Consider the following 22,527-nt stretch of genomic DNA (forward strand, 5'->3'; position numbering starts at 1 on the left):
GACTGATGCGAATTCTGGCTATTGATACCGCGACAGAGGCTTGCTCTGTCGCTCTGTTTAACGACGGTGCTGTTTCTGCTCATTTCGAAGAGTGCCCACGGGAACACACCCAACGCATTCTGCCCCTGGTAAAAGCCATTTTAACTCAGGGCAACACCTCCTTAACCGACCTCGACGCGCTGGCCTTTGGCCGTGGCCCCGGCAGCTTTACGGGCGTACGTATCGGGATCGGCATTGCGCAGGGGCTGGCGCTGGGCGCCGAACTGCCGATGATCGGCGTCTCAACCCTCGCCACCATGGCGCAGGGCGCATGGCGCATGACCGGGGCAACGCGCGTCCTGGCCGCAATAGATGCCCGCATGGGCGAAGTTTACTGGGCCGAATACACCCGCGACGAGCAGGGCGTGTGGCACGGTGAAGAGACGGAAGCCGTGCTCAAGCCGGAAGCGGTCACTGAGCGGCTGCAGCAGCTCTCCGGTGAGTGGGCGACCGTCGGTACCGGCTGGCCGGCGTGGCCTGACATGGCAAACGACACCGGGGTGATGCTGGTGGACGGCAACATGCTGCTGCCGGCTGCGGAAGACATGCTTCCGATTGCCTGCCAGCTGCTCGCGGCAGGAAAAACCGTTGCCGTTGAACACGCGGAGCCGGTTTATTTGCGAAACACCGTTGCGTGGAAGAAACTTCCGGGCCGCGAGTGAATCTCAGTAACAGGAACTGAGAAAAAGGAGTCGCATCATGGCGGTTCAGACTAAAGTAGTACGCCTTATTATGGCAGGCGCGGTTGCCATAGCACTGAGCGGATGCGTTTCCGTTCCTGATGCGATTAAGGGCAGCAGCCCGACGCCACAGCAGGATCTGGTGCGAGTGATGAATGCGCCTGAGCTTTACGTCGGCCAGGAAGCGCGCTTTGGCGGTAAGGTCATCGACGTACAAAACCAGCAGGGGAAAACCCGTCTGGAGATCGCGACCGTTCCGCTGGACAGCGGCGCGCGGCCGGTACTGGGTGAGGCCTCTCGCGGGCGTATCTATGCGGACGTCAGTGGTTTCCTCGATCCGGTCGATTTTCGCGGACAGCTGGTGACCGTCGTCGGGCCGATTACCGGCGCCGTGCAGGGTAAAATCGGCAGCACGCCGTATAAATTTATGACCATGCAGGTCAATGGGTATAAACGCTGGCGGCTGGCACAGCAGGTGATCATGCCGCCTCAGCCGATGGATCCGTGGATGTGGGGTCCACATCCTTATCGTTATGGCTACCCGGGCTGGGGCTGGTATAACCCGGGCCCTGCACAGGTTCAGACGATCGTTACTGAGTAACTTACTGTTATTGTTAGAAAAGAGACAGCGGCTCAGCCGCTGTCTCTGTTTTTTTACGGATAAAACGAAAAAAAAGAGTGACGCGCTTCGCAACCTTAAATGTGAACAATTAATAAACTGGTACGCTGAGTTAATATAATGTTAACAAACTGTTTATTATCGGGGTTGTGATGACGACGAACACTCATTTCAGAGGTGATGCATTGAAGAAGGTTTGGCTTAACCGTTATCCCGCAGATGTTCCTGCTGAGATCAATCCTGACCGTTATCAATCCCTGGTGGAATTATTTGAGCGCTCGGTAAGGCGCTACGCGGACCAGCCCGCATTCGTGAATATGGGCGAGGTCATGACGTTCCGTAAGCTTGAGGAGCGTAGCCGCGCCTTTGCGGCGTATCTTCAGGAAGGGCTGGGGCTGCAAAAAGGGGACCGCGTCGCGCTGATGATGCCAAACCTGCTGCAATACCCGGTGGCGTTGTTCGGTATCCTGCGAGCCGGGATGATTGTCGTCAACGTTAACCCGCTGTATACCCCGCGCGAGCTGGAGCATCAGCTGAACGACAGCGGCGCGGCCGCGATTGTCATTGTGTCCAACTTCGCCCATACCCTGGAAAAAGTGGTCGACAAAACCCAGGTTAAACACGTCATACTGACGCGCATGGGGGATCAGCTCTCCACTGCCAAAGGCACGCTGGTTAACTTTGTCGTCAAATACGTCAAGCGCCTGGTGCCAAAATACCACCTGCCGGACGCCATCTCCTTCCGCCGCGCGCTGCATGCGGGCTACCGTATGCAGTATGTGAAACCCGAAGTGGTCGCGGAAGATCTTGCGTTTCTGCAATACACAGGCGGAACCACCGGCGTCGCCAAAGGGGCCATGCTCACCCACCGCAATATGCTGGCAAACCTTGAACAGGTGAACGCCACCTACGGGCCGCTGCTGCATCCGGGCAAAGAGGTGGTGATCACCGCGCTTCCGCTGTATCACATCTTTGCGCTGACCATGAACTGCCTGCTGTTTATTGAACTGGGTGGTCAGAACATCCTCATCACCAACCCGCGCGATATCCCGGGCCTGGTGAAAGAGCTGGCGAAATACCCATTCACCGCCATGACGGGGGTGAACACCCTGTTTAACGCGCTGCTTAATAACAAAGAGTTCCAGCAGCTGGATTTCTCCACGCTGCATCTCTCTGCGGGGGGCGGCATGCCGGTTCAGCAGGCGGTCGCCGAGCGCTGGGTGAAGCTCACCGGCCAGTATTTGCTGGAAGGCTATGGGCTGACGGAATGTGCTCCGCTGGTCAGCGTCAACCCACACGATATCGACTATCACAGTGGAAGCATTGGTCTGCCGGTTCCTTCCACCGAGGCCAAACTGGTCGATGATAACGATAACGAAGTCGCGCCGGGCGAGCCGGGTGAGCTGTGCGTCAAAGGTCCGCAGGTGATGCTGGGTTACTGGCAGCGTCCCGATGCGACTGACGAAATCATCAAAGACGGCTGGCTGCACACCGGTGATATTGCGGTAATGGATGATGAGGGCTTCCTGCGCATCGTCGATCGCAAGAAAGACATGATCCTGGTCTCCGGCTTCAACGTCTATCCGAATGAGATCGAAGACGTGGTTATGCAGCACAGCGGCGTACTCGAAGTGGCGGCTGTCGGCGTCCCTTCCGGCAGCAGCGGTGAAGCGGTTAAGATATTTGTGGTCAAGAAAGATCCTTCCCTGACGGAGGAGGCGCTGGTAACGTTCTGCCGTCGTCAGCTGACGGGCTACAAGGTGCCGAAGCTGGTTGAATTCCGCGATGAGCTGCCGAAATCCAACGTCGGAAAGATATTACGACGAGAATTACGTGACGAAGCCCGTGGCAAAGTAGACAATAAGGCCTGAGCTTCACGCTAATCGCCCAGACGCCGGTTAAGCCGGCGTTTTTTATGGGCGCAAACAAAAGAGAACCCGTTTTGAATTACCAGATGATCACGACCAACGACGAGCTGGCTTCGCTGTGCGAAGTGACGCGCGACTTTCCTGCCATTGCCCTGGATACCGAGTTTGTCCGTACCCGGACCTATTATCCGCAGCTGGGTTTGATTCAGATGTACGACGGTAAAAACGTGTCGCTGATTGACCCTCTCGGCATTACCGACTGGACGCCGATGCGTGACCTGCTGCTCGATACCGCCGTGACGAAATACCTGCACGCAGGCAGTGAAGATCTGGAAGTCTTTCTGAACACTTTTGGCATCATGCCCCAGCCGCTGATTGACACGCAGATCCTTGCGGCATTCAGCAATCGTCCGCTCTCATGGGGCTTTGCTGCCATGGTGGAGGAGTATACGGGCCTGACGCTGGATAAAAGTGAATCCCGTACCGACTGGCTGGCGCGCCCGCTTACCGAGCGTCAGCTGGAGTATGCGGCGGCAGACGTGTTTTACCTGCTGCCAATTGCCGGACAGCTGATGAAAGAGGCGGAAGCCTCCGGCTGGCTCGCTGCTGCGCTGGACGAGTGCCGTATGACCCAGCAGCGTCGTCAGGAAGTGGTTGACCCGAAAGAGGCCTGGCGCGATATCAGCAACGCCTGGCAGCTGCGTACGCGTCAGCTGGCATGCCTGCAGCTGCTGGCAGACTGGCGCTTGCGTAAAGCGCGCGAGCGCGATCTGGCCGTTAACTTTGTGGTTCGCGAAGAGCATCTCTGGGCAGTCGCGCGCTATATGCCTGGCAGCCTGGGCGAGCTGGACAGCATTGGCCTTTCGGGCAGCGAGATCCGCTTCCACGGTAAAACCCTGCTGGCGCTGGTCGCCAAAGCGCAGGAGCTGCCGGAAGATGCGCTGCCGGAACCGCTGCTGAACCTGATGGACATGCCGGGCTATCGCAAAGCGTTTAAGGATATCAAAGCGCTGGTGCAGGCAGTTGCAACGGAAAGCAAGCTGAGCGCGGAACTGCTCGCCTCACGTCGTCAGATTAACCAGCTGTTGAACTGGCACTGGAAGCTGAAGCCGCAGAATGGCGTGCCGGAGATGATGGCGGGCTGGCGCGGGGAATTGATGGCCGATCGCCTGAATACGCTGCTGGAAGGTTACCCGCGATAAAAAAATATGCCGGGCGATATACCCGGCATATTTCCCCGGTGGCGCTGCGCTTACCGGGGCGACGAAAACACAAACCTACGGACGCGACTCTTCCGCTTCCGGGAGCGTAACGTTCAGCTCCAGAATCGAAATATCCCCGTCTTTTTGTTCCAGCTGCACCGTGACCATCTCCGGGTCAATCTGCACATACTTACAGATCACTTCCAGGATGTCCTTGCGCAGCTGCGGCAGGTAGTGAGGCTCGGCGTCGCTACGACGACGCTCCGCAACGATAATTTGCAGACGTTCTTTTGCGATGTTGGCGGTGTTCTTTTTCCGCGAGAGAAAAAAGTCCAGTAATGCCATAACTTATCCTCCGAACAGGCGTTTGAGGAAACCTTTCTTCTCTTCTTCAATGAAGCGGAAAGGACGTTCTTCTCCCAGCAGACGGTCAACGGTATCGGCGTAAGCTTTACCTGCATCTGCCAATGTATCAAGGATCACTGGCTCGCCCTGGTTAGACGCGCGTAACACGGACTGATCTTCCGGGATAACGCCTACCAGCTTAATGCGCAGGATCTCCAGCACGTCTTCCATGCTCAGCATGTCACCTTTGTTCACGCGGCCCGGATTGTAGCGGGTGAGCAGCAGGTGTTCTTTAATCGGGTCTTCGCCATTCTCCGCACGACGGGATTTAGAGGCGAGGATGCCCAGAATGCGGTCAGAGTCACGCACGGATGAAACTTCAGGGTTGGTGGTGATGATCGCTTCATCAGCGAAGTAGAGCGCCATCAGGGCACCGGTTTCGATGCCCGCAGGGGAGTCGCAGACAATGAAGTCGAAATCCATTTTTTTCAGATCGTCGAGCACCTTTTCCACGCCTTCACGGGTCAGTGCGTCTTTGTCACGCGTCTGAGAAGCCGGAAGAATGTAGAGATTCTCGGTGCGCTTGTCTTTGATCATCGCCTGGTTAAGCGTGGCATCGCCCTGAATGACGTTTACGAAGTCATACACGACGCGACGCTCGCATCCCATGATGAGGTCGAGGTTACGCAGACCGATATCGAAGTCGATAACGATGGTTTTCTTTCCCTTCTGGGCCAAACCAGTAGCGATGGCCGCGCTGGAGGTGGTCTTGCCAACGCCTCCTTTACCCGAAGTAACAACAATAATGCGTGCCATAGAAATTCCTTGTTAAAAAGGGATCAATTCAACGGTTGAACGGTCAACGCGTCGTCTGCCAGAAGCAGGCGAGCCGCTTTGCCATAAAATTCGGCTGGGATCTTGTCGCTCAGCCAATATTCACCTGCGATGGACACCAGTTCCGCCGTCAGGTGAGTACAAAATATTTGCGCATCTCGATCGCCACTTGCACCTGCGAGCGCACGTCCACGCATCATACCGTATACGTGAATATTGCCATCTGCAATCAGCTCAGCGCCAGCACTGACGTGGCTTGTAACAATCAGATCACAGTTTGGTGCATAAATGCGCTGACCGGAACGAACCGGCACATCAATCATTCGCGTTTTTGTGACGGAAGTAACGTTTTGCACCGCAGGAGGGGGCGTTTGCACGGCAGCGGGTGCTGCACGCGAGGCTTTTTCTTTGCCCTCATTCAGAAGGGGCAGCCCCGCACGCTCAATTTCCGCTTTCAGCTCAGCATCTTTGCAGCCGCTGATGCCCACGATTCGCAGTCCGGTCGAGGAGACGGCCTGCTGGAGAAGTTTCCAGTTAACCGGAGCCTCAAGACCGCTGACGTTGATAACAACAGGGGCGTGCTTCAGAAAGGCGGGAGCCTGGGCGATTTTGTCTTCTAACGCCTGACGAATAACCTCGGGTTTTGCATCATGCAAATGTACCACTGATAAGGTGAAGCTACTGCCTTTAAGCTCGATGGGCGTGTTTGACATCCTGGCCTTACTCAATTTGCTATTAACCGCAACCACTCGCTGCGATATTCCGAAGAGTATCAGGCATGTTATAGTCAGGAGTATATTGAGGCAAGCAACCACCCATTAATTCAGAGTAAAAACATGTTTTGTGTGATCTACAGAAGTACAAGCCGTGACCAGACCTATCTTTATGTCGAAAAGAAAGACGATTTTTCACGCGTGCCTGAAGAATTAATGAAGAACTTTGGCCGACCACAGCTGGCGATGCTGCTGCCGCTTGATGGTCGTAAGAAACTGATTAATGCCGATCTGGATAAAGTGAAAACGGCCTTAGCCGAGCAAGGCTATTATTTACAGCTTCCACCGCCACCCGAGAATTTATTAAAACAGCATCTTGAGGCGAACGGTAAAAAATAGTCTCAACTGTTTTTGGGCACAACACATCAACCGTTTAGGGGTCGACCATGTATCAACATCATAACTGGCAAGGTGCATTACTGGATTATCCCGTCAGCAAAGTGGTTTGCGTGGGCAGCAACTATGCAAAACATATTCAGGAGATGGGCAGCGCGACGCCAGAAGAGCCGGTCCTGTTCATTAAGCCTGAAACGGCGCTTTGCGATATCCGCCAGCCGCTGGCGCTGCCGCAGGGGCTGGGCTCGGTGCATCACGAAGTTGAGCTTGCGGTGCTGATCGGCGCGACGCTGCGCCAGGCCTCAGAAGAACATGTTAAAAAAGCGATTGCCGGATACGGCGTGGCGCTGGACCTCACCCTGCGTGACGTGCAGGGCAAAATGAAAAAAGCAGGGCAGCCGTGGGAAAAAGCCAAAGGGTTTGATAATTCCTGCCCGATTTCGGCGTTTGTGCCGGTGAGCGAATTTACCGGCGATCCGCAGGACACGCCGCTCAACCTGAAGGTCAACGGCGAGATCCGCCAGCAGGGCACCACGGCAGACATGATCCATAAGATTGTGCCGCTGATCGCCTACATGAGCCGCTTCTTTACCCTTAAACCAGGCGATGTGATCCTGACCGGGACCCCAGAAGGCGTTGGTCCGCTACTCAGCGGTGACGAGCTAGAGGTCGGTTTTAACGGCCTGTCGCTGAAAACCCGCGTGCTGTAACCCCATCTTGCCGCCTGAAGAGGGCGGCAAAACTTGCAACAACGTGCCAGACTCGTTATAAGGTGCGCTTTCTTTTGACGTGTGGACATCCTGATGAACGACATCCCTTTCTGGCAAAGCAAAACTCTCGACGACATGACTGACGCGGAATGGGAATCATTGTGCGACGGCTGCGGGCAGTGCTGCCTGCACAAGCTGATGGATGAAGATACGGACGAAATCTACTTCACCAACGTTGCCTGCAAGCAGTTAAACATTAAAACCTGCCAGTGCCGCAACTATGAGCGCCGGTTTGAATTTGAGCCTGACTGCATCAAGCTAACCCGGGATAATCTGCCAACGTTTGAATGGCTGCCGCATACCTGCGCGTATCGCCTGCTGGCGGAAGGGAAAGATTTACCGAACTGGCACCCGCTGCTGACCGGGTCAAAAGCGGCGATGCACGGTGAACGTATTTCTGTGCGCCACATTGCGGTGAAAGAATCCGAGGTGCGTGACTGGGAAGATCACATCATGAACCACCCGACCCGTTGAGAATAAAAAACCCGCCGAGGCGGGTTTTTTTGTGTTTGTGCGGCCTGATGCCCTCACCCCAACCCTCTCCCATGGGAGAGGGCGCAAACGCTAAAAACGGCAACCGAGGTTGCCGTTTTGCTTTTACCTTCCAAAAAGATCGCGTTTCTTCGGTTTGAACGGCTGGGCAATCAGCACCAGCAGCGCCACGACGAAGTAGGCGGCAAAAATACCCACCAGCCACTGCGGCATCTCCAGCGTCAGGAATTCCCACTGACGAACGGAGCAGTCACCGGATGCGACAAACACCTGCGGCAGCCATTTGTCCAGCGGCAGCCAGCTCGGGAAGCGGGCGGCAAAATCACAGGTCATAAACGGTGACGGATGCAGTTGCATCATGGTGTGCTGCCAGGAGAGTTCAATTCCTTTCCAGGCGCTGTAGATCCAGATGGCAATACCGGCATAGCGAAGCGGCGATTTTGGGGCAATCGCGCCGACCAGGCCCGCACCCATAATGCCGAACAGCGCGCAGCGTTCGTAAATACACAGCACGCAAGGTTTCAGTCCCATTACGTGCTGGAACCACAGCGCGACCATTTCCAGCGCAAAGGCGGTCAGGGCCATTAGCAACCACGCTCCGCGACCGCGGGAGCACTGGTTTAAAAATCTCAACATAATCATTTCCCTGGAACATGCTTAGAAAGCGCAGTGTAAACGAATTCGTTTTTCGCGCCACCTGTACCTGGCGAAATAAAACGTAATTGGATGTTTATCGTGCGAAAAGGCAAACGGGCAGCGAACTGCCCGAGATGCATAGTTTACTGCGCCGCAAGTATACCCGCTTGTACCAGCCATTGCGTACAGGGAATGAGGGTAATTTTGACGCAAAGCAATCCGACGATCGTGAGCACCAGCGTATAGGGCAGCGCCATCCACACCATCCTGCCATAAGAAAGACGTATGAGCGGCGCGAGGGCGGAGGTCAGCAGGAACAGAAAGGCGGCCTGGCCATTTGGCGTCGCTACCGACGGCAGGTTGGTGCCGGTATTGATCGCCACGGCCAGCAGCTCAAACTGTCCGGCGTTGATAACGCCTTGCTCCATGGCCGCTTTGGCCTCGTTGATGTAGACCGTCCCGACGAAGACGTTATCTGAGATCGACGAGAGCAGGCCGTTAAACAGGTAAAACAGCGAGAGCTGAGCATCCGGTGATGCCTGTAGTACAAAGGCAATAATCGGCGCGAAAAGGTGCTGGTCGATAATCACCGCCACGACGGCAAAGAACACCGCCAGCAGGGCGGTAAACGGCAGGGCTTCGGTAAACGCCTTGCCGATGGCATGTTCATCCGTCACGCCGGTAAAGGTGGTGGCGAGAATAATGACTGACAGGCCAATCAGCCCCACTTCGGCAAGATGGAACGCCAGCGCCGCGATAAGCCAGACGCCGATGATCCCCTGAGCAATCAGTCGTAGCGTCTCCTGGCGCGTCCGCTGGCTTCGGCTCTGCACATCGAATTTATGCAGTTCCTGACGTACCGGCTCCGGGAGCTGCGCCCCATAGCCGAAGAGGCGAAACTTCTCCACCAGCAGACAGGTCGCCAGCCCGCAGATCAGCACCGGTACGCTCACCGGGGCCATTCTCAGGAAGAACTCACCGAAGTGCCAGCCCGCCGCTTTGGCAATGATCAGGTTTTGCGGCTCGCCCACCATGGTCATCACGCCGCCCAGCGCGGTACCCACGCCGGCATGCATCATCAGGCTGCGCAGAAACGCGCGGAACTGTTCCAGCACGTCACGGTTATGCGCCTCGACGTGGCTGTCATCCTGCAGGTCCTCATTTGGGCGAGAGGAGGCCACGCGGTGATAAATACCGTAAAACCCAACCGCAACGCTTATCACCACCGCGACGACCGTCAGCGCATCCAGGAAGGCCGACAGGAAGGCGGCGGCAAGGCAAAACGCCAGCGAGAGGAACATTTTCGACGGAATGCTGAGCAGCAGGCGCGTGAAGATGAACAGCAGCAGCTGTTTCATAAAGTAGATGCCCGCCACCATAAAGATCAGCAGCAGAAGCACTTCGAGATTAGACGCCAGCTCTGCTTTGACATGCTCGGCGCTGGTCATACCGATGACGACGGCTTCAAACGCCAGCAATCCGCCCGGCAGCAGGGGATAACATTTCAGCGCCATGGCCAGGGTGAAGATAAACTCCGCCACCAGCAGCCAGCCAGCGATAAAGGGATTCACGCTAAAAATGATGGGATTTACGACCAGGAAAACCAACAGTATCAGTTTATACCAGTCAGGAGACTGACCTAAAAAATTGCGCCATAGCGCGCGCCCAAAAGAAATTTCCACAACAGACGTCCTTCCCGTCAAGTAAGACAAAACATCAGTATACGCAAAAATCGCGGCCTGGAGGCGGATAAGGCTGCATTGTAAATTTCACAAAAATGAAACGGCGATCCCTCTTTTCTCTCTTTGCCGCGCTACCTGCCACTGCGTGCCTCTGGTATGATGAGTCCAATTTGCTAAAGCTGTGTAATGGAAATCTCACTATGGTCATTAAGGCGCAGAGCCCGGCGGGTTTCGCGGAAGAGTACATCATTGAAAGCATCTGGAATAATCGTTTCCCTGCGGGGTCCATTCTTCCGGCTGAACGCGAACTCTCTGAACTGATTGGCGTCACTCGCACCACGCTGCGTGAAGTGCTCCAGCGGCTGGCGCGCGATGGCTGGTTGACGATCCAGCACGGTAAGCCTACGAAAGTGAACAACTTCTGGGAAACGTCCGGGCTGAACATTCTTGAAACGCTGGCGCGTCTCGACCATGAAAGCGTGCCGCAGCTCATTGATAATCTGCTCTCCGTTCGCACCAACATCGCGACGATCTTTATTCGTACCGCTTTCCGTCAGCATCCTGAAGACGCCCTTGCGGTGCTGGCCACAGCGAACGAGGTGGAAGATCATGCCGATGCTTTTGCCACCCTCGATTACAACGTGTTTCGCGGCCTGGCGTTTGCCTCCGGCAACCCGGTGTACGGCCTGATCCTCAACGGTATGAAGGGGCTTTACACCCGCATTGGCCGCCACTACTTTGCCAATCCGGAAGCGCGTAGCCTGGCGCTGGGCTTCTACCATAAGCTGAGCAAGCTCTGTACCGAAGGCCTGCACGATCAGGTTTATGAGACGGTGCGCCGCTACGGTCACGATTCCGGTGAAATCTGGCACCGTATGCAGAAAACGCTGCCGGGTGATTTAGCGATTCAGACCCGCTAAAAGAAAAAACCTCTCATACGAGAGGTTTTTTTTCATCCGGTAAGCGTAGCGCCACCGGGCAAAAACGTCACTAAAGCGTATTCAACCGCGCCGGGCAACGTTCCAGCAGCTCGACGCTCCCGTCTTCATTCTGCTGCTCCAGCTGCACGTCAAAACCCCACAGGCGATGCACGTGCTTCAGCACCTCTTTACGCCCTTTATCCAGCGGCGCGCGATTGTGCGGGATATAGCGCAGTGTCAGGGAGCGGTCACCGCGCAAATCGACGTTCCACACCTGAATATTCGGCTCAAGGTTGCTCAGGTTGTACTGGGAAGAGAGGCGAGAGCGGATCTCACGGTACCCCTCTTCGTTATGGATCGCGGAAATCTCCAGATAGTTGTTGCGGTCATCGTCCAACACGGTGAAGAAGCGGAAGTCACGCATGATCTTCGGCGACATAAACTGGCTGATGAAGCTCTCATCCTTAAAGTCGCGCATCGCAAAGTGCAGCGTTTCCAGCCAGTCAGAACCGGCGATATCCGGGAACCAGTACTTGTCTTCTTCCGTCGGCGACTGGCAGATGCGCTTAATATCCTGGAACATGGCGAAGCCAAGCGCATACGGGTTTATTCCGCTGTACCACGGGCTGTTGTAGGGCGGCTGAAACACCACGTTGGTATGGCTGTGGAGGAACTCCATCATGAACCGCTCGGTAACTTTCCCCTCGTCGTACAGATGGTTGAGGATGGTGTAGTGCCAGAAAGTCGCCCAGCCTTCGTTCATGACCTGAGTCTGCTTTTGCGGGTAAAAATACTGGCTCACCTTGCGCACGATGCGCAGGATCTCACGCTGCCACGGCTCCAGCAGCGGGGCGTTCTTCTCCATAAAATAGAGCAGGTTTTCCTGCGGCTCGGACGGATAGCGACGCGCTTCGGCGATCGTTTTTTCCTCCTCACGCTTCGGCAGGGTACGCCACAGCATGTTCACCTGGCTTTGCAGGTACTCTTCGCGGCTTTTCTGCCGGGCCTTCTCCTCCTGCAGGGAGATTTTCTGCGGACGTTTGTAGCGATCCACGCCGTAGTTCATCAGCGCGTGACAGGAGTCGAGCAGTTTTTCCACTTCGTCCACGCCGTAGCGCTCTTCGCAGTCGGTAATGTATTTGCGGGCGAAGATCAGGTAATCGACGATGGAGCTGGCATCCGTCCAGCTGCGGAACAGGTAGTTATTCTTGAAAAATGAGTTGTGCCCGTAGCAGGCGTGCGCCATCACCAGCGCCTGCATGGTAATGGTGTTCTCTTCCATTAAATAGGCGATACACGGATTGGAGTTAATCACAATCTCATACGCCAGCCCCTGCTGGCCGTGCTTATACAGCCGCTCGGTTTCAATAAATTTTTTACCAAACGACCAGTGCGGATAGTTAATCGGCATCCCGACGCTGGAATAGGCGTCCATCATCTGCTCGGACGTAATGACTTCAATCTGATGGGGATAGGTATCCAGACGATACAGCTTTGCGACCCGGTCGATTTCGGCGAGGTAAACATCCAGCAGCTCGAAGGTCCAGTCGGGTCCATCGCTCAGACGTGTGTTGTCCTTGTTCAGGGAATCAATAGTAGCCATTAGCGCGCCCTCGTTGTGGGTGCTCTCTCTGTCTGGAGAGCCTCCTTTCAAGCATAGATCAACGTGTTAAAAAGCGTGCTGGGGCAGAAATTTTTTCTTTGCGATTTCGCGTTTTTGATACGGCAAAAAAACGGTATGTCTCAGCATATTATGCTGGTTAAAAATAACGCGCAGCAGGAGATCCCAAATTAGCACTATCCCCTGATGCTGGGGGATGTGTGAGGTAAGTCACCATAAAAAAGTCGTATGTTGAATAATATTTTCAACTAGGTTATCAATCTGTAATTAGAAGATTGTTCTTTTGCACATAATGGAGTGGCTATGCGTGTTGTCATACTGGGAAGTGGTGTCGTTGGGGTAACCAGCGCCTGGTATTTAAGTCAGGCGGGACATGACGTAACCGTTATCGATCGTGAATCCGGTCCCGCGCTTGAAACCAGCGCGGCGAACGCCGGGCAAATCTCTCCGGGGTATGCGGCGCCGTGGGCTGCGCCGGGCGTTCCGCTGAAAGCGATTAAATGGATGTTCCAGCGCCATGCGCCGCTGGCCATCAGCCTTGACGGCACGCAGTTCCAGCTGAAGTGGATGTGGCAGATGCTGCGCAACTGCGACACCCGCCACTACATGGAGAACAAAGGGCGCATGGTGCGCCTGGCGGAATACAGCCGCGACTGTCTGAAAGCGCTGCGCGCGTCGACGGGGATTGAGTACGAAGGCCGCCAGGGTGGCACGCTACAGCTGTTCCGCACCGAGCAACAGTACGAAAATGCCACCCGCGATATCGCCGTGCTGGAAGATGCCGGCGTGCCGTACCAGCTGCTGGAAGCCAGCCAGCTTGGTCAGGTTGAACCGGCGCTGGCGGAAGTTGCGCATAAGCTGACGGGCGGCCTGCGCCTGCCGAATGACGAAACCGGCGACTGCCAGCTCTTTACGCAACGTCTGGCGCAAATGTGCGAGCAGGCGGGAGTGAAGTTCCGCTTTAACACCTCCGTCGACAAGCTGCTGTCGGAAGGCGAAAAAATTTACGGCGTGAAGTGCGGCGACGAGGTGATCAAAGCCGATGCCTACGTGATGGCGTTTGGTTCGTACTCCACCGCCATGCTGAAAGGCATTCTCGACATTCCGGTTTATCCGCTGAAGGGCTACTCGCTGACCATTCCGGTGAAAGAAGAGAGCGGCGCGCCGGTCTCGACCATTCTGGATGAAACCTACAAAATCGCTATTACCCGCTTCGACAACCGCATTCGCGTGGGCGGCATGGCGGAGATCGTGGGCTTCAACACCCAACTGCTGCAGCCGCGTCGTGAAACGCTGGAGATGGTCGTGGGCGATCTCTTCCCGCGCGGAGGTTTTGTTGAGCAGGCGACGTTCTGGACCGGCCTGCGTCCGATGACCCCGGACGGCACGCCGATCGTAGGCCGCACGCCGTACAAAAACCTGTGGACCAATACCGGACACGGCACGCTCGGCTGGACGATGGCCTGCGGATCGGGCCAGCTGCTGAGCGACCTGATTTCCGGGCGCACGCCGGCAATTCCGTTTGATGATTTAAGTGCCGCGCGCTATCAATCGGGGTTTACGCCTTCGCGTCCACAGCACCTGCACGGCGCGCATAGCTAAGGAGTTGTCATGTCCCGTCCTGTTCTGGCCCAGCTGAACCTGCAGGCCCTGAAGGATAATCTGCAAATTGTTCGTCGGGCGGCACCGGGTTCGCGCGTCTGGTCGGTGGTGAAAGCGAATGCCTACGGCCACGGTATCGACCGTATCTGGAGCGCGCTTAGCGCGACCGACGGTTTTGCGCTACTGAATCTTGAAGAGGCCATTCTGCTGCGCGAGCGCGGCTGGAAAGGGCCGATTCTACTGCTGGAAGGGTTCTTCCACGCGGACGATCTGCCGCTGCTGGACAAGTACCGTCTGACCACCAGCGTTCACAGCAACTGGCAGATTAAGGCGATCCAGGATGCGAAGCTCCATGCTCCGCTGGATATCTACCTCAAGGTGAACAGCGGCATGAACCGCCTGGGCTTTCAGCCTGAGCGGGTGCATACGGTCTGGCAGCAGCTGCGCGCGATGAAGAACGTGGGCGAAATGACGCTGATGGCGCATTTTGCCGACGCGGAAAAACCCGACGGTATTGCCGATGCCATGGTCCGCATTGAGCAGGCGGCTGAAGGGCTGGATTGCCCGCGCTCGCTGTCGAACTCGGCGGCCACGCTGTGGCATCCCGAGGCGCACTATAACTGGGTGCGTCCGGGGATCGTTCTGTACGGCGCGTCTCCCTCAGGCCAGTGGCAGGATATCGCCAACAGCGGCCTTAAGCCGGTCATGACCCTGCGCAGTGAAATCATTGGCGTGCAGACGCTGAAGGCCGGGGACACGGTGGGCTACGGCAGCCGCTACCGGGCACAGGGCGAGCAGCGGATTGGCATCGTGGCGGGCGGCTATGCCGACGGCTACCCGCGCATCGCGCCGACCGGCACGCCGGTCTGGGTCGATGGGGTCCGCACGGGAACGGTGGGCACCGTATCTATGGATATGCTGGCCGTTGACCTGACGCCATGCCCGCAGGCGGGCATTGGTTCACCGGTCGAGCTGTGGGGTAACGAAATCAAAATTGATGACGTGGCTGCCGCGGCGGGCACGGTGGGGTATGAATTGATGTGCGCGCTGGCACCAAGAGTGCCGGTTGTGACGGTGTAACCTATGTTCGCCGGGTGGCGCTAACGCTTACCCGGCCTACGTTCGAGGGTTTTGTAGGCCGGGTAAGGCGAAACCGCCACCCGGCAAAAAAAACTACTCCGCTTCCTCTTCCATCGGCCTTAAACCGACTTTCCGCACCGCGTTATCTTCTTTTTCGGCAACGGTCCAGATCATCCCGGCAAACTCAACCTGATCGCCCACGACCGGGGCTGCGCCAAGCCGCTGCTGGATGATTTCACCCAGCGTTTGCGGGTTTTCACCGTCTTCAGCCCCTTCATCCAGACCGTAAATCAGCGCCACATCCGCAAACTTGGCGCTGGCTTCCAGAATAAAATCGCCGAAGAAACGCTGATCCAGCGCCACCGGAGGCGACTGGCTGAACAGCTTGCCCAGCGCGGGCAGGTCGCGCTCGCGGCCAATCACGCAAAGAATATCCCCCTCGCGCAGGCGGGTGCTGCCGGTAGGGTGCAGCAGGACATTATCGCGGAACAGTGCGGCAATGCGCGTTTCTGTCGGCATGTGCAAATCGCGCAGCGAGGCTCCTACGCACCATTTGTCGGCGCTCAGCTGATAGACAAACTGTTCCCATGGGTTCTCCGGATGAATATCGAGCCCCACGCGGGAGACCGGCCAGCCCACGGGCGGGACTACCACTTTGGCTTTTTTCGCCGCCCACCCGAGCGAGGTTCCCTGGAACAGCAGGGAAATCAGCACCACGAAGAACGCCACGTTAAAGAACAGCCGCGCGTTATCCAGACCGGCCATCATCGGGAACACCGCAAGGATAATCGGCACCGCGCCGCGCAGGCCCACCCAGCTGATAAAGACCCGCTCGCGCAGGTTGAAGCCGCGAAACGGCAGCAGGCCTGCAAATACCGACAGCGGACGGGCGAAGAAGATCATCCACGCGGACAGCAGCAGCGCCGGAACGGCGATCGGCAGCAGGTCCGATGGCGTAACCAGAAGGCCGAGCACCAGGAACATGCCGATCTGCGCCAGCCAGGCCAGACCGTCAAAGTTCTGCAAAATGGCATGCCGGTTGCGAATAGGGCGGTTGCCCATCAGGAACCCGCAGAGGTAGACGGCGAGGATGCCGCTGCCGTCCACTGCGGTGGTGACGGCAAAAATGAGAATGCCGCCGCTCAGCGCCAGCAGAGGGTAAAGCCCCAGAGGAAGCGATATACGGTTGATCGTCTGCTGTAGCAGATAGCCCCCCGCCAGTCCGATGACAATCCCCAGACCGAACTGCTGCAGGATATGTAACGCAAACATCCAGCTCAGCCCGCTTTCATGCTGCTGAATCATCTCGATAAGCGTAATGGTGAGAAATACCGCCATCGGATCGTTACTGCCGGATTCAATCTCAAGCGTGGAGCCAACGCGTTCGTTAAGCCCTTTTCCGCCGAGCAGGGAAAACACCGCTGCCGCATCGGTTGAGCCCACGATGGCGCCAATCAGCAAACCTTCCATGATATTGAGATGGAAAAGCCACGCGGCCATCATCCCGGTGAGGCCAGAGGTAATCAACACGCCGACCGTGGCGAGCGACAGCGCAGGCCCTAAGGCCACGCGGAAGGAGCTTGCCTGGGTGCGCATCCCGCCGTCCAGCAGGATCACCGCCAGCGCGAGGTTACTCACCATGTAGGCGAAGGGGTAGTTATCGAATGGGATACCGCCAATGCCATCAATGCCGGCGAGCATGCCGATGGCGAGGAAAATGACAAGAATAGGTATGCCGAGACGCGATGAAAATGAACTTAATAAAATACTGCTGGTTACAAGGACGGAACCCAAAATGAAAAGGCTGATTATCGCTGCGGCATCCAATGTTCTCTTACTCCCACCTCAATGTTAACGCTGTTACTAAAACCCTAACATATTAACAACGGCAACAGCGTTTTATTAAGGGGGTATAACGGCTTTTTTATGCCTTTATGACAGGATGACCGCTGATGGTCAGCCGACTGCCGGAATCGTTGTGGATAAGGGAGGCATGCGCCCCCAGCGCCAGGGTCACGGTTTGCTGCTCATGGCCGAAATCAAGACCGGTGATGACCGGAATATCCAGCCGCGAGCGAACGAAGTCGACCATGGTCTCAAGAGAGTAGCCCGCGTCATAGTCATTCGGGGCAGAGCCGCTGAAGCTGCCCAGCACAACCGCGGACTGGCGTTCAAGAATACCGGCATGATAAAGCTGCAATAGCATGCGTTCGACGCGGAACGGATGTTCGTTGATATCTTCCAGCACCAGAATGCCGTCCTCGATTTGCGGCATCCACGGCGTGCCGATGAGCGAGACCAGCATCGCCAGATTGCCGCCCCAGAGCTGACCTTCACATTCCCAGTGCGGTCCATTGCCTTGCCACTCCACGCTGTAGATGGAATTGCGCAGCGCGCGCCAGAAATGTTCCACGGTAAACGCATCCAGCTCCGCTGCGCCAAAGTTACCGGCCAGCATCGGACCGCTGAAGGTGATGACGTTATGCTGGGCCAGCAGCCCGAGCTGGATGACGGTGAAATCGCTGTGGCCGCAGATCAGCAGCGGATCCTGCTGCTGGCGTAGCGCCAGCCCCTGCCAGTCAATGCTCTCCAGCAGCCGGCTCGCACCATATCCGCCGCGTACTGCAAGCACAATCTGGTTTTCGCCCGTCAGGTTCACCAGGCTATTGATATCATTCAGCCTCTGCACTTCGGTACCGGCAAAACGCTGCTGGCGGCGGGGGATAATCGTCTGATTTTCTACCTGATGGCCAGATTCCAGCAAACGCTGAACGCCCCGCTGCGCCGCGTCCTGGTTAATGCAGTAGCCCGACGGCGCGATAAGATGAAACTGAGACATGGCAATTCCTTGCTGAATGAGAAACTAATTGTCTATATCATGCCGCTTATACGCCGCCTGCTTCAAGAGGCGGCGCACCGCGATGACCGGCTATAAGGATAGATGACGTGAAATTGAGATGGTTTGCTTTTTTGATTGTGTTGCTCGCTGGCTGTAGTTCAAAACATGATTATCAAAACCCGCCCTGGAATCCGGAAGTGCCGGTGAAACGGGCCATGCAGTGGATGCCGATCAGTGAACAAGCCGGGAAGGCCTGGGGCGTCAGCCCGCGTCTCATAACGGCGATCATTGCGGTGGAGTCCGGCGGTAATCCCACGCTTGTCAGCAAATCCAACGCGGTGGGGCTGATGCAGCTTAAAGCGTCAACGGCGGGGAGAGAGGTTTATCGCTACATGGGCTGGAGCGGCCAGCCGTCGACCAGCGAGCTGAAAAACCCGGAACGCAACATTTCAATGGGCACGGCCTATCTGAGCATTATGGAGCATGGCGTGCTGAAGGGGATTAAGGATCCAGAGGTGATGCAGTACGCGCTGGTGGTGTCTTACGTTAACGGTGCCGGCGCGTTGCTCAGAACCTTCTCCTCTGACCGCAAAGAGGCGATAGAAGAGATTAACGACATGGACAAAGACGAATTCTTTGAACATGTGGCGAAAAATCACCCGGCACCACAGGCGCCTCGTTATATCTGGAAAGTACAGAAAGCGATGGATGCCATGTAATGCCGCAGACGGGCGGCGGTCACGCTGCCCGATTTCTTCACAGGACTTTATTTGCGCGTTCCCGCGCCTCCCGCTCCAGGGAGTAGATAATACGCTGAAGCTCACGCTCTGCGCCGGGCCCGACGTTCAGGAAACGGAAGCTCAGACGCGGCGTGGTGATGGTTTCATTTTTGCTGTCCACGACGGTGCGGTCGCTGATGGCAATCAGCTGTGCATCGAAATAAAAACGACCCCAGCCCCCCATATCCAGTTCAATTTGCGTAAACCGCATGCCCTCTACCAGCCCGTCAGGTTTCGGCGTATCCATCAGCGCGCCCATGCCGCCCAGCGACAAATCGAAGAGGCGGAAGCGGATCTCTTTTTTGTCCGGCATTTTGGCCTTACAAAAATAGGCGGGGTGGAGCGGGGCGCTGATGCGGAAATATTCACGACGCTGAACAAACCAGAGATTGGTCGGAAGCGGGGTAACAAAAGCCGGCAGTCCCTGATATTCGCTCAGTTCCAGCCGCGACAGGACAAACTCTACTTTGGCGCCCTGCGTTTCGGCCATCACCGCGATATTCTCCGCTTTAAGCGCCGCGCGGTTTTCATACTCCTGACTGCCTAAATCAATCACCAGCCGATCCTGCGAGGCGTCAAGGATCTTGCTGATGAACTGATTATTCGACCAGCTGATGCGCAGCGGCACTTCACCTTTTTGCAGGTCGCGTAACACCCCTAATACAGCCAGCGGATTTTGCTTGAGGAACTGCTCACTGTAATGACTCACGCCGGATGGCTCCTTGATAGATGACAGACTGTCTTAGCGTTATCGGCAAGCTGCAATGAAACTTAATACAAACCGGTGAGTTTTTTTTGCCTGTTTAAGCAAAGATAAGTCGGTGAGATGAAAATGGTTTTCCGGTGATGACCTATACTTACGTTAGCTGTGCAGAAGGTTTTCTGCGCACGCGTTAAACCTGCAAGAGGGCATCGCTATGGGTATCATCGCCTGGATTATCTTTGGTCTTATTGCTGGCGCTATCGCTAAACTGATCATGCCGGGAAACGATGGCGGCGGCTTTATTTTGACCTGTGTACTCGGGGTCGTTGGTGCGGTTGTGGGCGGCTGGCTGGCGACGATGTTTGGCTTTGGAGGCAACATAAGTGGTTTCGACCTGCACAGTTTTCTGGTCGCTGTCGTGGGTGCCATTGTGGTGCTGGGCATATTCAGGTTACTGCGACGAGCATAAATTGACGTGAACGGCTCTCTGCGGAGGGCCGTTTTTTTGCCTGAGTATTGATTTGTTAATCTAAATGATAATAATTGTCGTTCCGTATTGCATCTAACAACAAGACGACATTATGAATACCTCACGTTTTACGCTTTGCGCCCTGGCAGGGGCCGTCACGCTGGCATTGCAGGTCCCGGCGCTCGCCGAAGAATCCACCATCGTCGTCACAGGTTCAGAGCAGGGCAGCGCGCTGCCGGCCTGGACGAACAGCGCCACGAAATCGGCCGTTGCCGAAAGTAAAACGCCGCAGGTCATCACGACCCTCTCTGCGCCGGAAATTGAAAAGCGTCACGCGAATTCGGTGAATGAAATCCTGCGCTATGCCCCGGGCGTCTCAACCGAGGTGCGGGGCAATACCTCCTACATGAGCGAATATAAAATTCGTGGCTTTACCGTCGACCAGGAGTTCTACAACGGGCTGCAGCTGCCCTATAACGTCACCGGCAATACCAAAGCGCGCATCGATCCGCTGCTGATTGACAGCGTTGATATCCTGAAAGGCCCCTCATCGGTCCTTTACGGCGGCGGTTCGCCGGGCGGGCTGGTGAATATTCAAAGTAAAAAACCGCAGCGGGAAGCCCGAACCGAAATCGGCGTTAACACCGGAAACCGTAATCTGAAAGAGGGCTATCTCGATTCAACCGGGCAGATTGCCGACAGCGACTGGAACTACCGTCTGCTGGGCAAAGCCACGGAAAACGACGATCAGCCGCACACCACCCGGTATGAAAACTACCTGGTTGCGCCGTCCGTCACCTGGCAGCCGGACAGCAAAACCCGCCTTACCCTGGACGCGCTGGCGCAAAACACCCCGAGCCTGACGCCGTCTAACCCGCTTCCGCTCGCCTACCTGCGCTCGAAATATGCGGGCAAGCGCGATTACGCCGGAGACGAGTGGAGCGGGTTTAAGCAGCGTCAGTGGATGCTGGGCTACAGCTTTGAACATGAATTTGACAGCGGCTGGGGCTTTAACCAGAAGGCCCGCTATTTCGACGTCGATACCCACCAGCGCAGCGTCTACGCGACAGGGACGGGAAGCGAGGTGTATCAGCTCAACCGCTTTGCCTACACCACCGATGAAGACCTTAAGAGCTTTAACATCGACAACCAGGTGACTAAAACCGTTGCGCTGGGCGAGTGGAAACACCATCTGCTGGCCGGGTTTGACTATCAGAAGCTGAACTCCCATTTCCACTATCGCTACGCGTCGGCCACGCCGGGTATCGATATGCGGCATCCTGACTATTCGCAGATCCAGGAAAGCGCGCTGGGGCTCTATACCGCCCAGAAAAACCGTCTCAGCTATCAGCAGAACGGCTATTACTTACAGGATCAGGTTGAGTTTGGCGGCCTCAACCTGCTGGGCAGCCTGCGCTACGACGATTACCGCTCCGTCACCACCAACTACCTGCAAAACGGTGATAAAGCCTGGGTATCGCAGGACCGCGTCACCAAACGCCTGGGCGCGCTTTACGCCTTCGATAACGGGATTTCGCCGTTTATCAGCTATTCAGAAGGTTTTGCGCCGGTGTCACCGCAGGGCACGCTCGTGGCGAAAGACGTCAAGCCGACCACCAGCAAGCAGGTGGAAGGCGGGGTGAAATATCTGCTGGCCGACTACGCCACCACCTTTACCGCTTCGGTGTTTAACATCCGTCAGAAAAATGTCGTCACCTCCGATCCGGGCTTCCTGAACTATCGTCAGACCGGGGAAGTGGAATCCAAAGGGGCAGAGCTCTCCGCCATCAGCCGTCCGACGGACAACCTGACGCTGATTGCCAACTATGCATACACCCACGCGATCAACCGGGAAGATGACAAGTACAAAGGTAAACGCCCAACGCAGGTCCCGGAGAATGCCTTCAACCTCTGGGGGGATTACACCTTTGATAACACGCCGCTGAAAGGACTGATGCTGGGAGCGGGCGCACGCTACACCGGGCCGATGGAAATCTCTCCGGCAAACGATGCGGGTAAACTGGGCGGTACCACGCAGTACGATCTGGCGGCCTCGTACCGGATGGGCGAAATCCTGCCCTCGCTGGCAGGGCTAACGCTCAAAGCCAGCGCGCAGAACATCACCAATAAAGAGACGCTGACCTGCTACGACGCGACCAACTGCTGGATTGGGCGTGACAGGACGTATCAGCTAGGGGCGAGTTATAGTTTCTAAGTAACTCCCTGTGAGTTCAAAAT

22 protein-coding genes are annotated in these 22,527 nt (G+C 56.2%); 13 read left to right on the top strand and 9 right to left on the bottom strand.

Annotated elements, in window-relative coordinates:
* The first annotated feature begins 5 nt into the window (after positions 1 to 5).
* The 4 genes from tsaB (at position 6) to rnd (ending at position 4,408) form a co-directional block, all read left to right on the top strand.
* The gene (tsaB, locus tag BJ885_RS12830) at positions 6 to 701 is read left to right on the top strand and encodes a tRNA (adenosine(37)-N6)-threonylcarbamoyltransferase complex dimerization subunit type 1 TsaB (protein ID WP_121932077.1); all 696 of its coding nucleotides are present in this window, start codon (positions 6 to 8) and stop codon (positions 699 to 701) included.
* 37 nt (positions 702 to 738) lie between these two features.
* On the top strand, positions 739 to 1,320 hold the full coding sequence (locus tag BJ885_RS12835; protein ID WP_032658483.1) for a Slp family lipoprotein: 582 nt from the start codon (positions 739 to 741) through the stop codon (positions 1,318 to 1,320).
* Between the two features lie 203 nt (positions 1,321 to 1,523).
* Entirely contained in the window at positions 1,524 to 3,209 is a 1,686-nt protein-coding gene (gene fadD / locus BJ885_RS12840) for a long-chain-fatty-acid--CoA ligase FadD (protein WP_147449220.1), read from the top strand.
* A gap of 71 nt (positions 3,210 to 3,280) precedes the next feature.
* A complete protein-coding gene (gene rnd / locus BJ885_RS12845) occupies positions 3,281 to 4,408 on the top strand; it encodes a ribonuclease D (protein WP_121932103.1) in 1,128 nt (375 codons plus the stop codon).
* A 75-nt stretch (positions 4,409 to 4,483) separates the two neighbouring features.
* Here rnd and minE read toward each other — a convergent pair whose 3' ends face one another.
* Genes minE through minC form a run of 3 tightly spaced genes read right to left on the bottom strand, consistent with a single transcriptional unit; the run spans position 4,484 to position 6,300 of the window.
* Positions 4,484 to 4,753: a cell division topological specificity factor MinE gene (gene minE / locus BJ885_RS12850; protein ID WP_008500504.1), complete on the bottom strand. Its 270-nt coding sequence runs from the start codon at positions 4,751 to 4,753 to the stop codon at positions 4,484 to 4,486.
* 3 nt (positions 4,754 to 4,756) lie between these two features.
* Entirely contained in the window at positions 4,757 to 5,569 is an 813-nt protein-coding gene (gene minD, locus BJ885_RS12855; RefSeq protein ID WP_029742160.1) for a septum site-determining protein MinD, read from the bottom strand.
* Positions 5,570 to 5,592: 23 nt separating this feature from the next.
* Complete coding sequence (gene minC / locus BJ885_RS12860) at positions 5,593 to 6,300, bottom strand: septum site-determining protein MinC (RefSeq protein WP_121932079.1); 708 nt, start codon at positions 6,298 to 6,300, stop codon at positions 5,593 to 5,595.
* 123 nt (positions 6,301 to 6,423) lie between these two features.
* On the opposite strand from minC, the gene BJ885_RS12865 reads away from it, so the two are divergent.
* The 3 genes from BJ885_RS12865 to BJ885_RS12875 all read left to right on the top strand — a co-directional run bounded on the left by BJ885_RS12865 (position 6,424) and on the right by BJ885_RS12875 (position 7,940).
* On the top strand, positions 6,424 to 6,699 hold the full coding sequence (locus BJ885_RS12865; protein ID WP_029742143.1) for a YcgL domain-containing protein: 276 nt from the start codon (positions 6,424 to 6,426) through the stop codon (positions 6,697 to 6,699).
* A 47-nt stretch (positions 6,700 to 6,746) separates the two neighbouring features.
* Positions 6,747 to 7,406, top strand: coding sequence for a fumarylacetoacetate hydrolase family protein (locus tag BJ885_RS12870; RefSeq protein WP_121932080.1), 660 nt, complete (start codon positions 6,747 to 6,749; stop codon positions 7,404 to 7,406).
* 93 nt (positions 7,407 to 7,499) lie between these two features.
* Complete coding sequence (locus BJ885_RS12875; RefSeq protein WP_047652292.1) at positions 7,500 to 7,940, top strand: YcgN family cysteine cluster protein; 441 nt, start codon at positions 7,500 to 7,502, stop codon at positions 7,938 to 7,940.
* Between the two features lie 123 nt (positions 7,941 to 8,063).
* Here the strand turns inward: BJ885_RS12875 and dsbB are convergent, their stop codons facing one another.
* Together dsbB and nhaB are read right to left on the bottom strand one after the other, a co-directional pair.
* Entirely contained in the window at positions 8,064 to 8,594 is a 531-nt protein-coding gene (gene dsbB / locus BJ885_RS12880) for a disulfide bond formation protein DsbB (protein ID WP_024909807.1), read from the bottom strand.
* Positions 8,595 to 8,737: 143 nt separating this feature from the next.
* Positions 8,738 to 10,276 (bottom strand): Na(+)/H(+) antiporter NhaB, encoded by a 1,539-nt coding sequence (nhaB, locus tag BJ885_RS12885; protein WP_121932081.1) that lies wholly within the window; start codon positions 10,274 to 10,276, stop codon positions 8,738 to 8,740.
* 200 nt (positions 10,277 to 10,476) lie between these two features.
* On the opposite strand from nhaB, the gene fadR reads away from it, so the two are divergent.
* Complete coding sequence (fadR, locus tag BJ885_RS12890; RefSeq protein ID WP_023312180.1) at positions 10,477 to 11,196, top strand: fatty acid metabolism transcriptional regulator FadR; 720 nt, start codon at positions 10,477 to 10,479, stop codon at positions 11,194 to 11,196.
* A 70-nt stretch (positions 11,197 to 11,266) separates the two neighbouring features.
* On the opposite strand, the gene BJ885_RS12895 is transcribed toward fadR, so the two are convergent.
* Complete coding sequence (locus BJ885_RS12895) at positions 11,267 to 12,799, bottom strand: SpoVR family protein (protein ID WP_023293929.1); 1,533 nt, start codon at positions 12,797 to 12,799, stop codon at positions 11,267 to 11,269.
* 321 nt (positions 12,800 to 13,120) lie between these two features.
* Between BJ885_RS12895 and BJ885_RS12900 the strand changes: the two genes are divergently transcribed.
* On the top strand, positions 13,121 to 14,419 hold the full coding sequence (locus BJ885_RS12900) for a D-amino acid dehydrogenase (protein WP_059346909.1): 1,299 nt from the start codon (positions 13,121 to 13,123) through the stop codon (positions 14,417 to 14,419).
* A gap of 9 nt (positions 14,420 to 14,428) precedes the next feature.
* Complete coding sequence (gene dadX / locus BJ885_RS12905; RefSeq protein ID WP_121932082.1) at positions 14,429 to 15,499, top strand: catabolic alanine racemase DadX; 1,071 nt, start codon at positions 14,429 to 14,431, stop codon at positions 15,497 to 15,499.
* A gap of 93 nt (positions 15,500 to 15,592) precedes the next feature.
* On the opposite strand, the gene BJ885_RS12910 is transcribed toward dadX, so the two are convergent.
* Entirely contained in the window at positions 15,593 to 17,326 is a 1,734-nt protein-coding gene (locus tag BJ885_RS12910) for a potassium/proton antiporter (protein ID WP_059346908.1), read from the bottom strand.
* Between the two features lie 97 nt (positions 17,327 to 17,423).
* Positions 17,424 to 18,338, bottom strand: coding sequence for a muramoyltetrapeptide carboxypeptidase (gene ldcA / locus BJ885_RS12915; RefSeq protein ID WP_121932083.1), 915 nt, complete (start codon positions 18,336 to 18,338; stop codon positions 17,424 to 17,426).
* Between the two features lie 107 nt (positions 18,339 to 18,445).
* On the opposite strand from ldcA, the gene emtA reads away from it, so the two are divergent.
* A complete protein-coding gene (gene emtA / locus BJ885_RS12920; RefSeq protein ID WP_023312175.1) occupies positions 18,446 to 19,057 on the top strand; it encodes a membrane-bound lytic murein transglycosylase EmtA in 612 nt (203 codons plus the stop codon).
* A 37-nt stretch (positions 19,058 to 19,094) separates the two neighbouring features.
* Here emtA and BJ885_RS12925 read toward each other — a convergent pair whose 3' ends face one another.
* A complete protein-coding gene (locus BJ885_RS12925) occupies positions 19,095 to 19,826 on the bottom strand; it encodes a flagellar brake protein (protein ID WP_023312174.1) in 732 nt (243 codons plus the stop codon).
* Positions 19,827 to 20,034: 208 nt separating this feature from the next.
* Here BJ885_RS12925 and BJ885_RS12930 point away from each other — a divergent pair, with 208 nt between their 5' ends.
* Positions 20,035 to 20,289 carry a GlsB/YeaQ/YmgE family stress response membrane protein gene (locus BJ885_RS12930; protein ID WP_008502662.1) on the top strand — a complete coding sequence of 85 codons (255 nt, stop codon included), beginning with the start codon at positions 20,035 to 20,037 and terminating at the stop codon, positions 20,287 to 20,289.
* A 112-nt stretch (positions 20,290 to 20,401) separates the two neighbouring features.
* Complete coding sequence (locus tag BJ885_RS12935; RefSeq protein ID WP_121932084.1) at positions 20,402 to 22,504, top strand: TonB-dependent siderophore receptor; 2,103 nt, start codon at positions 20,402 to 20,404, stop codon at positions 22,502 to 22,504.
* Positions 22,505 to 22,527 lie beyond the last annotated feature (23 nt).

The sequence above is a fragment of the Enterobacter sp. WP_7_1 genome, from assembly GCF_003688535.1.
GTDB classification, from domain to species: domain Bacteria; phylum Pseudomonadota; class Gammaproteobacteria; order Enterobacterales; family Enterobacteriaceae; genus Enterobacter; species Enterobacter asburiae.